General features: G+C 68.9%; 21 protein-coding genes. 10 read left to right on the plus strand and 11 right to left on the minus strand.

The window, feature by feature from the left end; translation table 11 throughout:
• The first annotated feature begins 171 nt into the window (after window positions 1-171).
• Window positions 172-807 carry a TetR/AcrR family transcriptional regulator gene (locus ABIA33_RS14615; RefSeq protein WP_370081350.1) on the plus strand — a complete coding sequence of 212 codons (636 nt, stop codon included), beginning with the start codon at window positions 172-174 and terminating at the stop codon, window positions 805-807.
• A gap of 64 nt (window positions 808-871) precedes the next feature.
• Here the strand turns inward: ABIA33_RS14615 and ABIA33_RS14620 are convergent, their stop codons facing one another.
• The 3 genes from ABIA33_RS14620 to ABIA33_RS14630 form a co-directional block, all read right to left on the minus strand.
• Window positions 872-1,444, minus strand: coding sequence for a YbhB/YbcL family Raf kinase inhibitor-like protein (locus tag ABIA33_RS14620; RefSeq protein WP_370081352.1), 573 nt, complete (start codon window positions 1,442-1,444; stop codon window positions 872-874).
• The gene (locus ABIA33_RS14625; RefSeq protein ID WP_370081354.1) at window positions 1,441-2,007 is read right to left on the minus strand and encodes a cysteine hydrolase family protein; all 567 of its coding nucleotides are present in this window, start codon (window positions 2,005-2,007) and stop codon (window positions 1,441-1,443) included. Before ABIA33_RS14625 ends, ABIA33_RS14620 begins: the two co-directional genes overlap by 4 nt.
• A gap of 370 nt (window positions 2,008-2,377) precedes the next feature.
• Complete coding sequence (locus tag ABIA33_RS14630; protein WP_370081356.1) at window positions 2,378-2,818, minus strand: MarR family winged helix-turn-helix transcriptional regulator; 441 nt, start codon at window positions 2,816-2,818, stop codon at window positions 2,378-2,380.
• 1,042 nt (window positions 2,819-3,860) lie between these two features.
• On the opposite strand from ABIA33_RS14630, the gene ABIA33_RS14635 reads away from it, so the two are divergent.
• Window positions 3,861-4,256, plus strand: coding sequence for a transglycosylase SLT domain-containing protein (locus ABIA33_RS14635; protein ID WP_370081358.1), 396 nt, complete (start codon window positions 3,861-3,863; stop codon window positions 4,254-4,256).
• A gap of 137 nt (window positions 4,257-4,393) precedes the next feature.
• On the opposite strand, the gene ABIA33_RS14640 is transcribed toward ABIA33_RS14635, so the two are convergent.
• On the minus strand, window positions 4,394-4,735 hold the full coding sequence (locus tag ABIA33_RS14640) for a multiprotein-bridging factor 1 family protein (RefSeq protein WP_370081360.1): 342 nt from the start codon (window positions 4,733-4,735) through the stop codon (window positions 4,394-4,396).
• Entirely contained in the window at window positions 4,644-5,015 is a 372-nt protein-coding gene (locus tag ABIA33_RS14645; protein WP_370081362.1) for a Uma2 family endonuclease, read from the minus strand. Before ABIA33_RS14645 ends, ABIA33_RS14640 begins: the two co-directional genes overlap by 92 nt.
• Before the next feature lie 327 nt (window positions 5,016-5,342).
• Between ABIA33_RS14645 and ABIA33_RS14650 the strand changes: the two genes are divergently transcribed.
• Genes ABIA33_RS14650 through ABIA33_RS14670 form a run of 5 tightly spaced genes read left to right on the plus strand, consistent with a single transcriptional unit; the run spans window position 5,343 to window position 8,927 of the window.
• Entirely contained in the window at window positions 5,343-6,920 is a 1,578-nt protein-coding gene (locus tag ABIA33_RS14650; RefSeq protein WP_370081364.1) for an MFS transporter, read from the plus strand.
• The gene (locus ABIA33_RS14655) at window positions 6,901-7,323 is read left to right on the plus strand and encodes a serine hydrolase (protein ID WP_370081366.1); all 423 of its coding nucleotides are present in this window, start codon (window positions 6,901-6,903) and stop codon (window positions 7,321-7,323) included. Before ABIA33_RS14650 ends, ABIA33_RS14655 begins: the two co-directional genes overlap by 20 nt.
• A gap of 36 nt (window positions 7,324-7,359) precedes the next feature.
• On the plus strand, window positions 7,360-7,752 hold the full coding sequence (locus tag ABIA33_RS14660; RefSeq protein ID WP_370081368.1) for an ArsR/SmtB family transcription factor: 393 nt from the start codon (window positions 7,360-7,362) through the stop codon (window positions 7,750-7,752).
• Window positions 7,749-8,210 carry an SRPBCC domain-containing protein gene (locus ABIA33_RS14665; RefSeq protein WP_370081370.1) on the plus strand — a complete coding sequence of 154 codons (462 nt, stop codon included), beginning with the start codon at window positions 7,749-7,751 and terminating at the stop codon, window positions 8,208-8,210. Before ABIA33_RS14660 ends, ABIA33_RS14665 begins: the two co-directional genes overlap by 4 nt.
• A 24-nt stretch (window positions 8,211-8,234) precedes the next feature.
• Window positions 8,235-8,927, plus strand: a complete 693-nt coding sequence (locus ABIA33_RS14670) for a maleylpyruvate isomerase family mycothiol-dependent enzyme (RefSeq protein WP_370081372.1) — start codon at window positions 8,235-8,237, stop codon at window positions 8,925-8,927.
• A 167-nt stretch (window positions 8,928-9,094) separates the two neighbouring features.
• On the opposite strand, the gene ABIA33_RS14675 is transcribed toward ABIA33_RS14670, so the two are convergent.
• Entirely contained in the window at window positions 9,095-10,144 is a 1,050-nt protein-coding gene (locus tag ABIA33_RS14675; protein WP_370081374.1) for an aldo/keto reductase, read from the minus strand.
• Between the two features lie 119 nt (window positions 10,145-10,263).
• Between ABIA33_RS14675 and ABIA33_RS14680 the strand changes: the two genes are divergently transcribed.
• Entirely contained in the window at window positions 10,264-10,857 is a 594-nt protein-coding gene (locus ABIA33_RS14680; RefSeq protein ID WP_370081376.1) for a TetR/AcrR family transcriptional regulator, read from the plus strand.
• A 238-nt stretch (window positions 10,858-11,095) separates the two neighbouring features.
• Window positions 11,096-11,737 carry a cyclase gene (locus ABIA33_RS14685; RefSeq protein WP_370081378.1) on the plus strand — a complete coding sequence of 214 codons (642 nt, stop codon included), beginning with the start codon at window positions 11,096-11,098 and terminating at the stop codon, window positions 11,735-11,737.
• Window positions 11,738-11,770: 33 nt separating this feature from the next.
• On the opposite strand, the gene ABIA33_RS14690 is transcribed toward ABIA33_RS14685, so the two are convergent.
• Genes ABIA33_RS14690 through ABIA33_RS14710 form a run of 5 tightly spaced genes read right to left on the minus strand, consistent with a single transcriptional unit; the run spans window position 11,771 to window position 16,054 of the window.
• Complete coding sequence (locus ABIA33_RS14690; RefSeq protein ID WP_370081380.1) at window positions 11,771-12,460, minus strand: GntR family transcriptional regulator; 690 nt, start codon at window positions 12,458-12,460, stop codon at window positions 11,771-11,773.
• 52 nt (window positions 12,461-12,512) lie between these two features.
• Entirely contained in the window at window positions 12,513-13,475 is a 963-nt protein-coding gene (locus ABIA33_RS14695) for a catechol 2,3-dioxygenase (RefSeq protein WP_370081382.1), read from the minus strand.
• Between the two features lie 17 nt (window positions 13,476-13,492).
• Window positions 13,493-14,572: a 4-oxalomesaconate tautomerase gene (locus ABIA33_RS14700; protein WP_370081384.1), complete on the minus strand. Its 1,080-nt coding sequence runs from the start codon at window positions 14,570-14,572 to the stop codon at window positions 13,493-13,495.
• Window positions 14,573-14,588: 16 nt separating this feature from the next.
• Window positions 14,589-15,296 carry a 4-carboxy-4-hydroxy-2-oxoadipate aldolase/oxaloacetate decarboxylase gene (locus ABIA33_RS14705; RefSeq protein WP_370081386.1) on the minus strand — a complete coding sequence of 236 codons (708 nt, stop codon included), beginning with the start codon at window positions 15,294-15,296 and terminating at the stop codon, window positions 14,589-14,591.
• Window positions 15,293-16,054, minus strand: a complete 762-nt coding sequence (locus ABIA33_RS14710; RefSeq protein WP_370081603.1) for a PIG-L deacetylase family protein — start codon at window positions 16,052-16,054, stop codon at window positions 15,293-15,295. The genes ABIA33_RS14705 and ABIA33_RS14710 overlap by 4 nt, the downstream gene beginning before the upstream one ends.
• Before the next feature lie 530 nt (window positions 16,055-16,584).
• Between ABIA33_RS14710 and ABIA33_RS14715 the strand changes: the two genes are divergently transcribed.
• The gene (locus ABIA33_RS14715; RefSeq protein WP_370081388.1) at window positions 16,585-18,186 is read left to right on the plus strand and encodes an MFS transporter; all 1,602 of its coding nucleotides are present in this window, start codon (window positions 16,585-16,587) and stop codon (window positions 18,184-18,186) included.
• The last annotated feature ends 8 nt before the right edge of the window (window positions 18,187-18,194 follow it).

Genomic DNA, 18,194 nt, shown 5'->3' on the forward strand with positions numbered 1-18,194 from the left:
AGGAATCCAGGGGGCGGGGCGTATCGCCAGCGTAGGCTTTTCTTGACAGTCGTCAAGACTTTCCTTGACGACTGTCAAGATTATTGCTGGGTGCTCGTGGATGGCCGCGATAGCCTGGTGGTGGAACCCGCGCGGTGCGGGCAGATGGAAGGGCTGACGGGGAGACGCGCGGTGACCCAGGTTTCGAGCAAGAGCCAGGAGAGGCTCTCCCGGCGGCAGGTCGACAAGTTCAGCGAACGGCGGGCACAGCTGGCCGCGTCCGCTCTGCAGACCCTGTCCGAACTCGGCTACGCCCGCACCAGCCTGCGCGAGATAGCGCAGAACTCCGAGTTCTCCCACGGCGTCCTGCACTACTACTTCCGCGACAAGGTGGAGCTGATCACCCACTGCGTGCGGCAGTACAAGGCGGAGTGCGTCACGCGCTACGACCGGATCGTCGTCGACGCCGGCTCGGCCGAGGAACTCAGGCAGGGTTTCGGCGCGGCGATGGCCGCCACGCTGCGCGAGGACGCGACACTGCACCGGCTCTGGTACGACCTGCGGAACCAGGGCCTGTTCGAGGAGTCCTTCCGAGCGGACGTCCTCGACATCGACCAGAGCCTGGAACGAATGATCTGGCGTGTCGTCAGCCGGTACGCGGAACTCGCAGGCTCGCCCCCTTCGGTCTCACCCGGGGTCGCCTACGCGATCTTCGACGGACTGTTCCAGCAAGCGCTGCTGGGGTACCTGACCGGTCGTGACAGCGCTGCGGCCGACCTGCAGACGAACGTGGAGCAAGTCCTGGACCAGCTCGTCGTCCGCACCTGACTCCCCGCCAGAGAGCAGTCGGCGCCGTAGTGGCGACTCGATCACCTCCGAACCGAAGGTGACGTCAGCGTTCGAAGACGCCGGTCAGTCGGCCGCGGCCGAGGACGGGTGGGGTGACAGCGGACAGGAGGGCGCGGGGTCGTGCCCGGTCCGGGGACGTTGCGTTGGGATCGCTGCCCAGGCGGCTTTCCAGGGCGAACAGTTGAAATATGTAGCGGTGTGGCCCGTGGCCTTTGATCGGTGCGGGACCGTGGTAGCCGCGTCCGATGGTGGACCGCAGCACCCGCACCCCGGGGCCAGGCTGCCGCGTGGCCAGGGCACCGGGCTCCAGATGTCCGGCTGCCGGGTCGATCAGGGCGACGCAGTGCACGGCGGGCTTGGCTATGGGGACGTCGATGTCCTCGACGACCAGGAGGAGCTGTGCGGTGCCGGGTGGGAGCGGGGTCCAGGCCAGGTGGGGGGACAGGTTGTCGCCGCCGATGTTCTTCGCGCCGTGCTCCAGCGGCATGGAGCCACCGTCGCTGAAGTGTCGGCTGGTGAGGGTCAGCAACTCGGGGCCGTGGAGGTTGGGCAGGTTCCACGCCGTGTGGGTCTCGCCTGCTCTGCGGTTGTTCAGGAGTCGGCCGAGCAGGGTCATCGTGTGGCCTCGACCCTGTCGATGACCTCGGCGGTGGTGGCGGTTTCGCCGATCTTGGGGAAGACGCGTTCGATGCTGTGGCGGTGGGAGTCGACGTCGGGGTCGCTCATGGCGTCGGTGGCCACGACGACGTGGTAGCCGTAGTCGGAGGCGGAGCGTGCGGTCGACTCGACGCCTGCACTGGTCGAGATCCCGGCGAGCACGACCTGGGTGACGCCCAGGTCCCGCAGGAGGGTGTCGAGTCCGGTGTCGTGGAAGGCGCTGCGCCGCCGCTTGGTGATCAGGTGGTCGGTCGGCTGCACATCAAGCTCGTCGACAAGGTCGGCCCAGCCGGCCGCCAGTGCGGTGCCGCCGCCGGACCATCCGGCCTCGGTGCGTCCCGGCGCGCGTCCGGTGACGTTGACCAGAACCACGGGCAGGCTGTGCCGACGGAACTCGGCAGCCAGGTGCGCCGCTTGCTTGACGACAACGGTGACCGCAGGGTCGCTGTGGGCGGAGACGATGCCCTTCTGTAGGTCGATCACGACGAGCGCGGACGCGGGGTCGATCGTTGTCAGTGCCATGGTTGCCTCTCCTGTGGGTGACGGACTGTTGCGGCGGCCGCGGGGAAGGGGTGGTCTGGGATGGCGGTGGGTTGAGCCGGTCGCCTGTTGCCGGAGCCAGCGCACCGTCGATGACTGCCGCTTCCGCAGGTAGGCGATGTTGCTTCGTCTCTGCCTTAGACCGACCGGCAAATGGAGGGCGCGTCGCGGGCAAGGGGGCACCTCCCGCCCGAAGGGTGGGGGAGGCTCTCGCCCAGACGGCTTCTCCTCAGTCGCCAGGGCTCCGCCATGGCTCCTTCGTCGGCACCGCCTGGACTCGGCCCTCGACCCTCCCCCAACCTTCGGCCGGGGGGACCCCCTTCTTCTTCCACCCTCCATTTGCCGGTCGGTCTTAGATGTTCTGGGCCAGCCGCTCCAACAGCGGTGCTGCCGCCGTGAGCTGCTCCAGCTCAGTCGGTGTGAACGCGCCGCTGGTCAAGGCCTGGGCGATGAGCTCGGTCCGGTCGTTGCGCTTGTTCTTCAGCGCCTGCAAGCCGGCCTCGGTCACCGTCAGCACCGCGCGCCTGCCGTCATCCGGGTCCGGGCGGCGTTCGATCAGGCCACTGGCCCGCAGTGCACTGAGCGTCGCCCCCATCGCCTGCGCCGTGATCTGCACCTCCCGGGCCAATTCCGAGGAGGTGGTGGGCCCCGAGCGGTCCAGGCACGACAGGGCGGTCCTTTCGGGCATGGTGAGCCCGCCTCCGGTGGGTACTTGGCGCACCCGACGCACCAGAACGCTGATGCTCGCCAGGAGAGCCGCAGCGACACCACTGGGGTCCAGATCGTCGTCCATATACTAAGCCTACCTTATTAATCTGCCTTATGGTCTATTTCAGGGCAACAGCTCTCCGGACCACGGCCACGGGCGGCTGTCAGCGGGAGAGGCACGGCGATGGGCCAGGGTCGGGCACATCCCCCGTTTACCGAGTGCGACTAATCAGTCACCATGGGCACAAGCGGGCGGGTTGAGATCTCAGCCCCCAGTGGCCCTATCTGGCGTGGCCCGGTCCGTCACAGCACCGGCACCGCCATCGCCACCCGCCCACGCCGCCACCCCCGGACGCCCCGCACACGCCGAGCAGCGCAGGCTGGTGCCTGCCGGGCCTGGGCCATGGGGAATCCGCCGCCCACGCCGACCGGGCCGGTCGCGCTCCCCAGCCGGGCGCCTGTGGCGGCTATCCGGCCGCGACTCGCGCCGCCCGCAGATAGACAGGGATGCGGTAGGACGAGGCAGCACACCCGAGAGGTCCCCAGTCGGCCTCTGGGCGCCGACCCCGGCCAGCGAGGCGAGCCGGGACGGCCCCGGCCCTCTACCCCATGAATCGACCTCCACAGAACCAGCAATTCGGACATAAGGCGCGAGCTTCTCGTGACGGTGCTCACAGGAGGAAAGGCACCAACGATCACCGATAGTTGATCGATCCGCCGGGTTTGCCGCACCGCACGGCCCTCTCGGCGACGGCCCTCGCGGCCAACCGGGCCGCAGGACCAACGTCCCCGTATTCCTGCAGCTCAGAGCCACTGTTCAGCGAACCGAAGTTTTCTCGCATCACCTGGTTTGAGAACCGGAGGCCAGGGAAACAAGCGCGATCGGGCGGTGCGCGAACCCAGCTCTCCTACGATCCCGCGTCGTATCAAGGGCTCTTGGAGGAGCGCCGGCAACCCGCTAACAATGGCGATGTCGAACCGACGCCGCGGCACTCCCGCCGCAGCCGACCCCCGGCACCAACCCCTCCGTGGTGGTGCCCGGTGCCCCCCGCCGTTCCGGCCCCTGTCCGGCCGCGCGGCCACCCATGGGGCAGGCACCAGCCAACCCAGCGAGGACCTACTCTCCCATGTCTTTCATCCCTGCCCGTCTCCGCAAGCCCACTGCCCTGCTCGTCGCCGCCGCCGGCATCGTCACCCTCGGCGCGGCCGTCGCCCCCGCCACCGCCTCCGCCGCGACCGGCTCCGCCCAGAGCATGGCCGCGCAGATCGTCCCGGCCAACCAGCTGGCTTCGTTCGACCAGATCATCAGCCACGAGAGCGGCTGGAACACCAGCGCCACCAACGCCTCCTCCGGCGCCTACGGCCTGGGCCAGGCCCTGCCCGGCTCCAAGATGGCCTCCGCCGGCGCCGACTGGCAGACCAACCCCGCCACCCAGATCAAGTGGGCACTGAGCTACATGGACAGCCGGTACGGCAGCCCCAACCAGGCCTGGTCCTTCTGGCAGGCCCACAACTGGTACTGATCCAACCTGCTACCGATCCGGAGACGACTGTCACCGACAGTCCAAACCGAACGCTTTGAAGTAAACGTATGGGCCCGGTGCATCGCACCGGGCCCATACCGCGTCCCGCCTACGCATCCTGGGCCCGAGCACCGCAGTCAGCCCCTGAGACCGGCAATCCTCGACTCATGGACAATCAGCACGATGTCACGCTGCCGAGTCCACGCCGAGACCTGGTCGATTCGACCTGCGATCCAGACCTCCATGACGGTGCTACGTCCTGGGTGCACGAGATCACTGCTTGATCTGCGAGCCGTCGCGCGCGGCAGGAGCATCAGCCCCAGGTCCGCGTCCATCGCGTCAGCCAGGCGGCCGAGCATGTCGACGGTCGGATTGAGGTGGCCCGCCTCAATGCGCGAGACCACAGCCTGACCGGTCCCGGCGGCCCGAGCCAATTGGGCTTGGGACCAGCCCAGCCCTTGGCGGCGCTCGCGGATCAACTCGCTCCATCGCCTGCTCGGGCACGACCACGATGTCGGGGATGCGGAGCTTACCCAGGTGCTCCTCGTCGGTATCGGTGCTCTCGAATGCGGCCAGGGGTGGGGTGAGCTGGGCGTCAAGCTGGCGCACGATGCGCTTCGCGGTGAGCCCGTGCAGGGGAACCGGGCTCATCACCATGACGATTTCGCCATCGATGATCTCAGCGGCGCGGCCCGTCTGGGCCATCAAGTGGTCGCGCAGATCGCGGAGGTGCCGGTAGATCTGCTCCTTCGTCTCCATTCCCCAAAGCTAAATGATCTATAGGTCATAGGCCATGTGGTGTGGAAGGCAGTGATCGTAGCCGCACGACCGCTGGGTGGCTGCGCGACGAAGACACGGGGCTTCCCTGCGGTGATCTGAACAGTCCTGGCCTGGACAACTGAGGGTTCGTCACCCGGTCCCCGCCCGCCGCCGGGCCCGCCGCGCCGGTGCGCGTCACGCGGGTGGGTCACCGGTGTTCCGCTGCCTGCCCTCGTAGGCCAGACTTCTGTTGATCCACAGTTGCGGGGCACCCTGGAGCCGCAGCGGACGGAAGCCGACCGGAACACCACTATCTGAGGAGCAACCGTGGCCGTCCCCGCCGGACCAGGTGCGCGATCGAAGCGGCTGGTCCTCGCAGCCATGATCTTCGCCGTTGCGATGACGTTCATCGACCAGACCATCGTTTCCATCGCCGTGCCGCAGATCCAGAGGGAGTTGGGGCTGAGCAGCACCGGCGTGCAGTGGGCGGTCAACGCCTACCTGTTGGCGCTGGCCGCGCTGTTCGCCTTCGGCGGCAGGCTGGCCGACACGGTCGGGCACCGGAAGATGGTGCTGATCGGCGTGATCGTCTTCGCGGGCGCGTCGGCGCTCTGCGGGCTCACCCCGAAGGGGGCCGCCGCGGAGGCGTGGATCGTCGCGTTCCGGGCACTGCAGGGAGCAGGCGGAGCGATCATGTTCCCGGCCGCGCTGGCGATCGTGGTGCAGACGTACCCGCTGCGCGAGCGCGGACGGGCGCTCGCCCTGTTCTTCGGCATCGCGGGAGGGCTCACCGCCGTGGGCCCGATCCTCGGCGGCTACCTGACCCAGTGGACCTGGAGGGCGATCTTCTGGGTGAACATCCCGATCGCCCTGATCGCCCTGGTGCTGATCGTCGTCTCCAAGCCGGTGACGGAGCACCGGCCCGCCCCGATGGACTACCGCGGTCTGGCCCTGATCGCGAGCGGGGTGGGGTTGAGCGTCTTCGGTTTCCAGCAGGCGCTGCTCTGGGGCTGGAGCAACCCTGGGATCGGGATGTGCATCGGGGCCGGGATACTGCTGCTGGTCGTCTTCTGCTTCGTCGAGCGTGGTACGCCGTCACCGCTGATCCAGGTGAGCATCTTCCGGGTCCGGCCGTTCCTGGTGGAGAACGTGGTCCTCTTTGTGACCATGCTGGTGTTCGTCCCGGTGTTCTTCTTCGCCAGCGAGTACGCGCAGATCGCGCTGGGCAAGACGGCCAGTCAGGCGGGCCTGTACCTCCTCTACTTCTTCCTCGGCTTCGTCGTCGCGGCGCAGATCGGCGGCCGGATGCTGGACCGTGGCGGTGCCAAGCGCCCGGTGGTACTCGGCTGTGTGCTGTCCGCAGTGGGTTTCTTCATGTGGGCCGGACAGGTCACCAAGCTGGAGTTCTCCTCCCAGCAGTGGTACGTCGTTCTGGCCGGGGCGGGGATGGGGTTCATGCTCGGGCCGGCCAGCACGGACGCGATCAACCGGGCGTCGAGGCTCTCCTACGGCGAGGCGACCGGGATCACCCAGACGGTGCGCAACTACGCCGCCAGCCTCGGGCTGGCGATCCTGGGCACCATCCAGGTCGCCCAGTTCCGCTCACGACTCACCACCTCGCTGGTCGCTCAGGGGATGCCGCACGCGCAGGCGGCGGCGCTGGCGGGGAACGCCTCCCAGTCGCAGAGCGGTGGCGGCGGGAGCCTGGCGTCCATCCCGGCATTCGTCAGGCTCGACTTCGCCTACGCCACCCGTACGGTGCTGTTCGCGATGGCTGGAATCATGGCGGTGGGGGCGATCGTGGCGATGCTCGGCCTGACGCGCGGACTGCAGGCCGAGCCGGCCGAGGCAGGCGCGGACGGAGCGGAGGCCCCGGTGGGCGGGGATGAGAGCGCGCAGCACTGAGGGCTGCTCATCGAATACGCGGCGCCCCGGCCACCGCCATGCGCGGGCGGGCAGGCGTGAAGGGGGCGGGGAACCGCGCTGCCGCGCGCTCGTCTACGCCAGGAACGGCGCGGACGCGGCCCTGCCGCAGTTGGAGGCGGAGGGCCGGCTCAGCCTGGACGACAGCGTGGCGACATGGCTGCCCGGAGTGGTCCAGGGCCACGGCAACGACGGATTCCGGATGACAGTGCGTCAACTGCTGAACCAGACCAGCGGGTTGTACGACCCGACCACCGAACCGGCCCTCTTCGGGACCTGCAGAACCTGGCCGCGGTGCCGCCGAGCAGCGCTCTGGGCCCGGCGCAGACGGCCGTCTTCTGCTCCTGACCACCGCGACCGAAGCGGGGCAAGCGAAGGTATTTAACTTGACAGTTAACTAACCACATGGTGAAGTAGCCGTATGGACTCGACCAGCACCCCGGTCGACGTCACGGCGGCGGACGAAGCGCGCCTGGACGTCACCTTCGCCGCCCTCGCGGATCCCACCCGCCGCTCGATCGTTGGCCGCCTGGCGCGAGGGGACGCGACGGTGAACGAGCTGGCGGTGCCCTTCGACATGTCCTTGCCGGCCATCTCCAAGCACCTCAAGGTGCTGGAGCGCGCCGGGCTCATATCGAGGACCCGGCAGGCCCAGTTCCGGCCCTGCCACCTCGAACGCGAGGCGCTCGACGTCGCGCTGCACTGGATCGAGGAGAGCCGACGGATGTGGACCGAGCGCTTCGACAAGCTCGACCAGCACCTGCGCGAGATCCAGGCAGTGACTCCCCCGAACGAGAACGGAGCCGACCGATGAACAACCAAGGACTCGAGGCGGGAGAACTCAGCGTCGCGCGCGTCTTCGACGCTCCCCGCGAACTCGTCTTCCGCTGCATGGTCGAACCCGAGCACCTGACCCACTTCTGGGGCCCGGCCGGCACCAGCGCACCCCGTGAGGACATCGTCGTCGACGCGCGTCCGGGCGGGGTCTTCGAGACCGTCATGGTCAACGACGCCAACGGTGGCCGCTACCCGACGCGGGCCGTCTACGTGGAGGTCAGCGAACCGGAACGGCTGGTGTGGACCGAGAACCACAGCGGGATGACGATGACCGCGACCTTCACCGACCTCGGCGACGGCCGCACCGAAGTGCACATCCACCAGACGAACGTCCCCGCGGCGTTCCGCAGCCCGGAGGCACAGGCGGGCTTCCTGTCCTCGCTCGACCGGTTCGCCGCGCACCTGAAGACCCTTGCGGGCGATTCCGGGCGATAGTCCGACCGAGAAGGCGATGAACCGATGAAGACCGAGACCACCGACATCACCGACATCACCGAGGCGATAGCCGCCCAACGGCGAGAACTGGCGGGCGTGTTGAGCGCCCTACCGGCCGCCTCCTGGGAGGCGCCGACGCTGTGCGCGGGGTGGCGGGTGCGCGAGGTCGTCGCGCACGTGACCATGCCGTTCCGCTACTCGACCACGCGGTTCCTGCGCGAACTCCTGAAATCCCGAGGCGACTTCGACCGGATGGCGGACCGCTGCGCCCGGCGGGACGGCCAGGCGTCGCCTGACGAACTCGTGGCGGGCCTCCGGGACAACGCGACGTTCCACTGGAAGCCGCCGGGTGGCGGTCTGCCGGCCGCACTCACCCACGACGTGATCCACGGCCTGGACATCACCACGCCGCTGGACATCCCCTTCCAGGTCCCCGAGGAGCGCCTGCGGATCGTCCTGGAGACGATCACAGGCCCGAAGAGTCTCAAGCACTTCGGCATCGACCTGACCCGCGTCGAGTTGCGCGCCGACGACATCGACTGGTCCTTCGGTACAGGGGCCCTGCTGTCCGGCCGCGCTCAGGACCTGGCGCTGGCCCTGTGCGGACGGGATCTGCCCAGCGGCAGGCTGCGCGGCGCGAGTCTGATCTCCCAGCCCGCACTCGGGGCCCGGAGGGCGCGCGACGGAGTGCCGCTCGACCACACAGAGGTGGGATGAGATCGCCGGACTCGCGCGAGGGGTTACCGGTGGGGGCTCGGTTCACCGCGCACTCAGGTACTACGGACGGGAGTTGGCCCGGATCCGGCAGCCGGCGGCGCCCGCGATGCTGCGGCGCCGAGGGGCGCGCCCGGGCCGGTGCACACGATTGAGTCCATCGCGGTTTGCTAGCTCGCGGTGGTGAACTGGGGCAGTCGGGCCATGATGGCCTGGAGATCGGCGTCATCGGAGATGCCCTGGAAGTCGTAGCGGGGGGTGTACGGCGCCTCCAGGGCGCGGATTTCCTCGTCGCTCAGCTCGATGTCGAGTGAGGCGACGGCGTCGTCGATCTGTTGGACGGTGCTCGCACCGACGAGCGGGGCAGTCACAACGGGCTTGCTGCGTAGCCAGGCCAGCGCGATCTGGGCGCGCTTGACGTTGCGGGCTTCCGCGACCCGGCCGACGGTGTCGATGATGGCGCGGTCCGACTGCTCGGTCAGCGGCGTGTAGAGCATGTCGGCGAAGCCGTCGTTGCTGCTGCGTGGCGTGCCCTTGGCGTCGTCCCAGGCGCGGGCGAGGCGGCCGCGGCCAAGCGGACTCCAGACGATCGTGCCGATGCCTTCGTCGAGGCAGAGCGGGATCATCTCGCGTTCCTCTTCCCGGGCGAGGAGGTTGTAGTGGTCCTGCATGGACGAGAAGCGCGCCCAACCACGCTCGCGCTGCAGGTGCAGTGCCTTGGCGAACTCCCAGGCGGGCATGGAGGAGGCGCCGAGGTAGCGCACCTTTCCGGCCTTGACGAGGTCGTGCAGCGCCTCGAGTGTCTCCTCCAGCGGGGTCGCGTGGTCGTTGCGGTGGATCTGGTACAGGTCGATGTAGTCGGTGCCGAGGCGGGTGAGCGAGTGGTCGACCTCGGCCATGATCGCCTTGCGGGAAAGGCCCTTGCCGTTGGGGCCGGAGCGCATGGGGTGGCGCAACTTGGTTGCGATCACGACCTCGTCGCGGTTTGCGAAGTCCTTCAGGGCGCGCCCGAGGATCTCCTCACTGGAGCCTTGCGAGTACATGTTGGCGGTGTCGAAGAAGTTGATGCCGACCTCCAGCGCGTGCTGGATGAGCGGGCGGGCGTCGTCCTCGCCGAGCGACCAGACCGGGTGGCCGCGGTCGGGCTCGCCGTAGGTCATCGAGCCGATCGCGACGGGCGAGACGTCCAAGCCCGTGGTGCCAAGCTTGATGTACATCATGAGGGTGCCTCCTGGTAGGGTTCAAAACTAGCGGAGAGTTCTCCGCGTCTTCCCTCGAAACTAGCGGAGAGCTCTCCGCATGACAACTCCTCCACCCTGACCGGAGCGAAGACCAGTCCATGACTGCCGACGAGACCCCTCGCACGTACGGAACCCAGCGCACGGCCGCTGCGCGCAACCGCGTCGCGATCCTTGAGGTCGCGCACGAGCTACTGGCAGAGTCCGCCTCCGCCTCCATGAACGAGATCGCCAAGCGCGCGGGCGTCGGCGCCGGCACCCTGTACCGGCACTTCCCGACCCGCGAGGACCTGATCCTGGCCGTCTACCGGCACGACGTGCAGAAGCTGGTCGACTCCGTCGACGAGACCCTGGCGACCCAGCCGCCACTGGCGGCGTTCACCACCTGGTTCGAGACGCTCGCCTCCTATGTCCGCGTCAAGCACGGCCTCGGGGAAGCCCTGCACAACGCGGCGGTCCAGAACGCCATCGACGAGACCTACGCCCCCGTCGTCGTCGCCGTGACGAAGCTGCTCGACGCCTGCGTGGCCGATGGCACTGTCCGCCCCGGCCTCGACCCCGCTGATGTACTCCTGCTCATGGGCTACCTCTGGCGCGTGGGCCCCGGCGAGGAAGGCGTCGACCAGGGCCGTCGCCTCACGCAGATCGTGCTTGACGGCATCCGCACCGGGCGAGGCGGCAAGGAGAGCACCTGACGGCAGGCGGAGTGCTTCCGCTTCCTGCGCATCACCGCCTTCGCCAAGCGGCCCGTTCCGGGCGTCCGCAGACAGCGGCTGTCCGGATACAACCGCTCGGGCCTCGTTCTCGCACAAACCCTGATTGAGCGGGCCTGTACATCGCAGGGGGACTGTGCTGGCATGTACTGGACAAAACGTGGGCCCTGGCGTACTGGCGTACTCACTCCCACGCGATCCCCCACTCAGGATGGTTCCCATGACGTCACGGTTCGTAGTCGCACGTCTACCCATGGCACTGGCCGCCGGCCTGGCGCTGGTCGGTCTGGCGGTCGGGCCCGCGTCCGCTGCCGACACCCCGGTCACCCTCGCCTGCCAAGCCACGCCACCCGTCGGGTCGGCGCAGACCTTCTCGCTCTCCGCGGGGGTCAACGCCACCGCCCCGGCCTCGGTCGTCACGGGCAGCGAGTTCTCCGTAGCGCTGGCACCGGACGCGCTCACCGTGCCCAGCGCGGTCAGCGGCTACACGGTCAACTCGATCAGCAACCTGCAGCTGACCGTCCCTGTGCCCGCCAACGCCACGCTGAACGGGGAGTCGCTCTCCGGCGGCTCCGGATACGGCTCAGGCACACCGAGCGTCGCGGTGAGCGGCGGGAACATCGTGGTCACGGTGCCCGGACCGATCGCGGGCGGCAGCACCTTCACCCTCCCGCAGCTCAACCTGGACCTGACGGCGGGCGCCTCCGGTACCACGGTGCAGACCCAGCTGACCGGCAGCAGCTACTCCAGCCCGGGCCTCACCTTCACCGCAAGCGTCCCGGTCTTCTTCTTCACGGTCAGCGTGCCGACCGCCTGCTACCCCTCGCCGAGCCCCGTGCTCAGCTCAACGTCCGTCAGCTGAGCAGCTAGGGCGCGGTGCGGTGATGAGTGCTGGCTACAGGACCTCGGCCCGCCGGGGCCGGGACTTCTCCACCTCGGGCAGCGCCTCGATCACACTGCGCAGATGCGCGCGCATCGCGGCCTCGGCGGCCTCGGCGTCGCCTGCGCACAGCGCTTCGACGACGGCGAGATGCTGCGGCAGCGACACGGCGGGTCGGCCTGGGTGCATGGCCAGACGGAACTGGTGGCGGACGTTCTGCCCGCGCAGGCGCTCGAGCACCGTGCAGGCGGTGCTCTGTCCGCTGACAGCCAGGATCCGGGCGTGAAGTTGCCGGTTGAGGTCGGAGTACCCGAGCACGTCACCGGTGGCCACCGCCTCCTGCATCCTCGCCCCGATGTCCCGCATGTCGCGGCGGTCGTCCTCGGTGACGCGTTTGGCCGCCTTGGCAGCGCACAGGCCTTCCAGCGCCATGCGGACCTCGGTGATCTCGATGGCCTCGTCGAGCGACACGGCACGCACCCGCGCGCCGCGGTTCTGGATTCGCTCGACCAGCCCCTCGGTGGCCAACTGCACGAGGGCGTTTCTGACGCCGGCCCGGCTGGCGCCGAACTGCTGGGACAGCTCAGCTTCCACAAGGCGCTGGTTAGGGGCGAACTCCCCACTGGTGATGGCCTCGCGGATGGTCTCGGCGACCGTCGGCAGGACGGGGTCCGTCGTGTCGGCCGCGGCGGCGACTACAGCCATAACGCACTCCCCCATATTGGCGACAATATTGTTCCCTCCATGCTATCGGGTGTCAGGTCTGCGTCGGCGGCTCCACGGGCGGGGTGCCGTGAGTGTGGAAGGACTCGATGGTCTTCAGGCCCCAGGCCTGGCCCTTGGCGCGTTCGGTCTCGGTCCAGGTGATGGTCTTCCAGTCCGGGGCCAGCACCAAGCGAGCGACGGGGTTGCACAGTTCGACGCGGTTGCCGCCGGGTTCGTAGACGTAGAGGAAGAAGGTCTGCTGGATGGCGTGCTTGTGCGGGCCGGTCTCGATGAACACCTCGTTCTCGAGGAAGATGTCCGCCGCGCGCAGGATGTCCTCGCGGGTGTCGGTGGCGAAGGCGATGTGGTGCAAACGCCCGCTGCTCCCGGTCCAGTCCCGGGTGTAGACCAGGTCGTAGGACTTGTTGGTGAAGGTCAGCCAGCGTCCGGCGATGACACCGCTGTCGAGAAGGATCTGCTCGGTGGGGTGGGCGCCCAGCACGTCCTGGACGAACGCGGAGGTCGATTCCACCTCGGCGGCGAGGAAGTTGACGTGGTCCAGACGCCGCACCGCCACGCCGTGCCCGGGGTAGGCCTGGGCCTGGTTCTTCAGCGAGGGTGCCAGTTGTTCGGGGGCCTGGTACCACTCGCTCTCCCAGTAGATCTCCATCTCGTGGCCGTCCGGGTCGCGGAAGACGTAGGTGGGGCCGAGGCCCGGGTCGCCGTCGCGCCAGCCGATGCCCAGGCCGGCCGCGTCGATGGCCTTCACCCGGCGATCGAGGGATTCCTGGCTGCCGGCTCGCAGGCCGGTGCGGCGGATCCCGGAGGTGTGGTGCGCGGTGAGCTTGACGGAATGGTGCTCATAGTCGTCCCAGGTGCGCAGATAGATCGACTCGCCGTCAGCGCCGTTCTCGGTCAGCCCCATGACCCGGGTGAAGAAGTCCAGGCTCTCCTCGGGCGTGGGGGTGAGCAGTTCGACGTGGGCGAGGTGGGCGATCTCGTGCGAGGGTGCCACGGTCGGCGGTCCTTAGGTCAGAGGGGGCGGGGGAAGACGGTGCCGTCGAACAGCTTGCGGGCGGTGCGCACGAGGCTGGACCGAATGACGCGCGGTGGAGTGGTGGTCACGTCGAGGTCGATGTCGACGTCGAGGCGGCCGCTGGGGTGCTCGATGGCCATGGCGGTCCCGGGCGCCGGCAGGTGGGCGAGGTCGTGGCCGACGGCGCCCTCCAGTAGTACCGCGGTCGCTACGGTGACGGCGCCGAGCACGCCGATCGAGGCGTGCGGGCGCAGCGGGATGAACGTGCGGGTGCTGATGGTTCCGCCGTTACGCGGCGGTGAGACCAGGGTTGTCTTGGGGACCGGAGCGTCCGTGACGTCGCCGAGGCCCATGAGCTTCCCGGCTCTGAGGCGCAACGACTGGATCCGGTCCTGTAGTTGAGTGTCGGCGGCGAGGTCGGCGGGCGTCTCGTAGCCGGTGACACCGAGGTCGCGGGCCTCGGCGAGGACCACGGGCATGCCGTTGTCGATGCAGGTCACGGCAATGCCGTCGATCATGTCGCGGACGTTCCCAGTGGGCAGCAGGCGCCCGCAGGCAGCGCCCTCGGTGTTGGCGAAGTCCAGCAGCACGGGCGCCGCCGTTCCGGGGACCCCGCTGATGGCGGCGTCCCCGTTGTAGTCAACGATGCCGCCAGGGGTGGGGAACCTGGCGGTGGCCAGGCTGCCGGAGTTGAGCATGCGGATGCGCACCGAGGTGTTGGGGTCGCCTGCGGCGACCAGGCCGCGTTCCACCGCGAAGGGCCCCACCCCGGCGAGGATGTTGCCGCAGTTCTGCTTGTCCGAGACGGTGGCCGTCTCCACGCCGACCTGGAGGAACAGGTAGTCGATGTCGGTGTTGGGCTCGGTGGAGCGCGAGATGACGGCGACCTTGCTGGTGAGCGGGTGGGCGCCGCCGATGCCGTCGATCTGCCGGGGGTCGGGGGCACCCATGACCCGCAGCAGCAGCTGGTCGCGCTCGTGCGGGTCGCCCGGCAGGTCCTCGGCCAGGAAGTAGGCGCCCTTCGAGGTGCCGCCGCGCATCAGCATGCAGAGCAGTCCCGTTGGGGTGGGAGGCATGTCGCCGCCTTCGCGATCAGGAGTCGCCGCGGCGGGCGTACTCGTCGGCACTGACGTATTCGATGCCCAGGCCGGTGAGCCTGCCGCGGAGCCCGTAGCGGTCCAGGCCGAGCTCACCGCGACGGAAGGCGGCGCGGGACGCCTCTTCCTTGTCGCTGCGGGCCTGCGCTGCTGCAACCGCCCGGACCACGTCTGCGCGCGGGACGCAGAGGACCCCGTCGTCGTCCGCGAGAACGGCGTCGCCCGGCCGGATGATCTGCCCGGCGATGGCGACCGGCACATTGACGGCACCTGGTGTGGCCTTGACCGTGCCCTGGGCGCTGACCGCCGCGGACCACACGGGGAAGTCCATGGCGTGCAGTTCGGCCACGTCCCGCACACCGGCGTTGATGACCAGTCCGCGCACTCCCCGGTACTGCAGAGCGGTGGCGAACAGCTCGCCGAACATCCCGTCACTCGAAGGGGACGTCGTGGTCACGACCAGGATGTCGCCCGGGCGGCACTGCTCGACCGCGACGTGGATCATGAGGTTGTCCCCGGGCCACGACAGCACCGTCACCGCCGTTCCGCCGATACGCGAACCCAGGTGCGCGGGGCGGATGCCGGGCCCGAGGTAGCCCGTGCGGCCCATCGCCTCGTGTACGGTCGCCACACCGTGTCCGGCCAGCGCCTCGACGTGCTCGGCTGCCGCGCGCGGGGGGTCGGTGACGACGATCGTCCTCATGCCAGTACCCCCGTGGTCTGCGGGTACAGCCGCACGAAGGCTTCGGCTCTGCAGGACTTCGGCAGACCGAGGTTGGGGCCGGCGTTGCGCTCGAGCTGCACGCCGCGCCGCTTGGCCAGGTCGGTGTAGTAGTCCCACATGTGCTGTTGGGCGGGCAGGCACTCCATAGCCTTGCGCTTGCGGTCGAAGACCGCGGTGATGTCCAGCAACGTATCCGGCTTGAAGTCGCACTGCTCCGGCTGGTGGGGCTCGAAGAAGAACACGGGCGGAGCGCCCAGCGGCTTCCCGGGCGCGTGGTAGCCGATCGCCTGCGCCAGGATCCGGGCCTGCAGCGCCATACGCGCGGCTGCGGGGTGGTCGCCGTTGTAGGGATCGGTAAGCGTGTGGGTCAGCACCACGGCGGGCTCGAACTCGCGGTAGACGTGCACGAGTCGGTCCACCAGTTCCCGGGTCTCCGACAGCGGGTAGTCGCCCGCGTCCAGGAACTCGATCTCGGCGCCGAGCGCGGACGCGGCCTGCTCGGCCTCCTCACGGCGCACCGCCTTGATCTCGTCCAGTGTCCTGCCCTCACGCCAGGCGCGAGCGGACTCCCCGCGCTCGCCGAAGCTCAGGCACACGACCTTCGCGCGCCGGCCGCCTGCGGCGGTCAGGGCGATGGCCCCACCGGCACGCCAGACGAAGTCGCCCGCGTGCGCGCTGATCACCAGCAGGGGCCCCTCCGCACCACGGGCGGCGGCGGTCGTGCTCGAATCGTTCATGGTGGCTCTCCAAGGCAGCCGCAGGGGGCTTGGGTCGGGGCGGGCGTGGTGGGGTGGCCGGCTGCACCCGCGGGGTCGGCGCGGTGCGCCCGCCCAGGGGGCGAGCGTGTCGATGAGGCTGACCAGGTGGTGACGCACCGCCAGTTCGGCGCGCTGCGGACCGCGGTCGCGGGTCGCCTCGACGGTCTCCGTGTGCGCGGCCGGGGATACCGGGGAGCGCAGCACGTTCGCCACGGGTGACATGTGCCTTCTCCTTTGCGACCGACGGCCACGCTAGGGTGTGGCAACAGGATTGTCAACAATCTTCGTTACAACTCTTGCGCCACTATCTGCGTGGGTCTACAGTCGCCGAACAGATCGCCGCTACGGAGCCGAAGTAGCGGAAAAGGCCAGGTCCCGGCGTCTTTGAGTCCAGCGCCGCCGCGCCGACCGCCAGGCCATCCACCCGCGCGGCCACCGGTGTCGACGGGCACTCACTGCACCACCCCACCTCAGAAAACAACGAAGTTCTCCATGAATGAGGGGCCGCTTTGTCTATCCCGCTGTCACCGCCGGGCAATCCGAGCACCGCACCCAGTCCACCGGCCGCCCGAACCAGTCTGAACAGGGCCACCATCGTCGCAGTCGGGTTCGCGGTCTGCCTGGCCCAGATAGGGCTGGCCGTGCCGGCCACCCTCAACGGGACCTTCCAGACCGTCCTGCACCCCACCGGAGCCTCCCAGCTCGACTGGATCTCCGACTGCACCCTGCTGCCGATCGCCGCCCTGGAGCTGACGTTCGGCGTCCTGGGTGATCTGTTCGGCCGCAAGAGACTGCTCGTCAGCGGTGCCCTGCTGCTGATGATCGGCGAGATCGTCTCCGGCACCTCGACCGGAGTCGGCCAGATGTACGTCGGGCAGTTCATCGCCGGCCTCGGTTCGGCGGCCCTGTTCCCCACCACGCTGGCCATCATCGCCTCGGGCAGCCACACCCACGCCTCCCGCGCACGCATGATCGCGCTGTGGGCCGCACTGCTGTCCACCGGGAACTTCATCGCCCCGATGCTCGGCGGCCTGACCGCGACCTACGGGAGCTGGCGCACGGCGTTCTGGATCATCGTGATCCTGGCCGCCGCCGACGCCGCGTTCAGCTACTTCTTCGCCGCCGACTCGCGCTCCCCCGAGGGACGCTCGCTGGACATACCCGGACAACTCACGGTCGGCCTGGCCCTGTTCGCCCTGCTCTACGCGGTGATCGAGGGACCGACCGCCGGCTGGGGCAGTCCGGTGATCATCGGCTCCTTCGTCGTCGCCGCGGTGCTGCTGGTCGCCTTCGTCGTGATCGAGAGTCGCGTCCCCGCCCCGCTGCTGCGCATGGACCTGTTCCGCAGCCGCGCCTTCGCGCTGGCCTCCGCGGTGACCGTGCTCGGCATGTTCTCCTTCCTCGGCACCGCCTACTCCATCAGCATCCGGATGGAGGTGATCCAGCATCAGAGCGCTGTGCGCACCGCTTTTGCGTTCATCCTGCTCAGCGGCCTCACGATCTTCCTGCTGCCGCTGACCTCATTCATGATGGCCCGTTACCAACCGCGCTGGATCCTCGGCGGAGGCTTCCTGCTCATGGCCGTCGGGCAGCTACTGGCCTCCGATCTGGCCATCACCCAGACCTCGCTCCCCTCGCTGATCCTGCCGATGGGACTGGTCGGCGTCGGCTTCTCCTTCGCGGTGTCCTCGGTCACCGCGACCGTGGTCAACACGGTGCCGAGCAGGCTGGCCGGCATGGCCGCTGCCACCACCAGCATGGTGCGCGACTTCGGCTTCGCGATGGGCCCCGCCCTGATCGGCGCCATCGCACTGAGCAAGGCGGCCACCAAGTTCCACGCCGCACTGGCGAACGACTCCTCGCTCTCGTCGATCAAGGCCGCGGCCGAGGGCGCGGGCCCGATCGTGACGAACTCCGTACCGCCGAGCGTCCCGTTCAGCAAGGCCGCCCCGCTCGCGGTCAAGGCCCTGGACCACGGCTATTCGCTCGGTTTCCTGATCTGCGGAATCGCTGCGCTGGTCTGCTGCGCAGTGACGGTCGCCCTGCTCGGCGGAAAAGAGGAGCAGGAAGCGGAAATCGCGATGATCGAAGCGGAATCCGCGATCGCCTGACTGCTACG

It is taken from the genome of Streptacidiphilus sp. MAP12-16 (assembly GCF_041262165.1).
In the GTDB taxonomy this organism is placed as follows: Bacteria; Actinomycetota; Actinomycetes; order Streptomycetales; family Streptomycetaceae; genus Streptacidiphilus.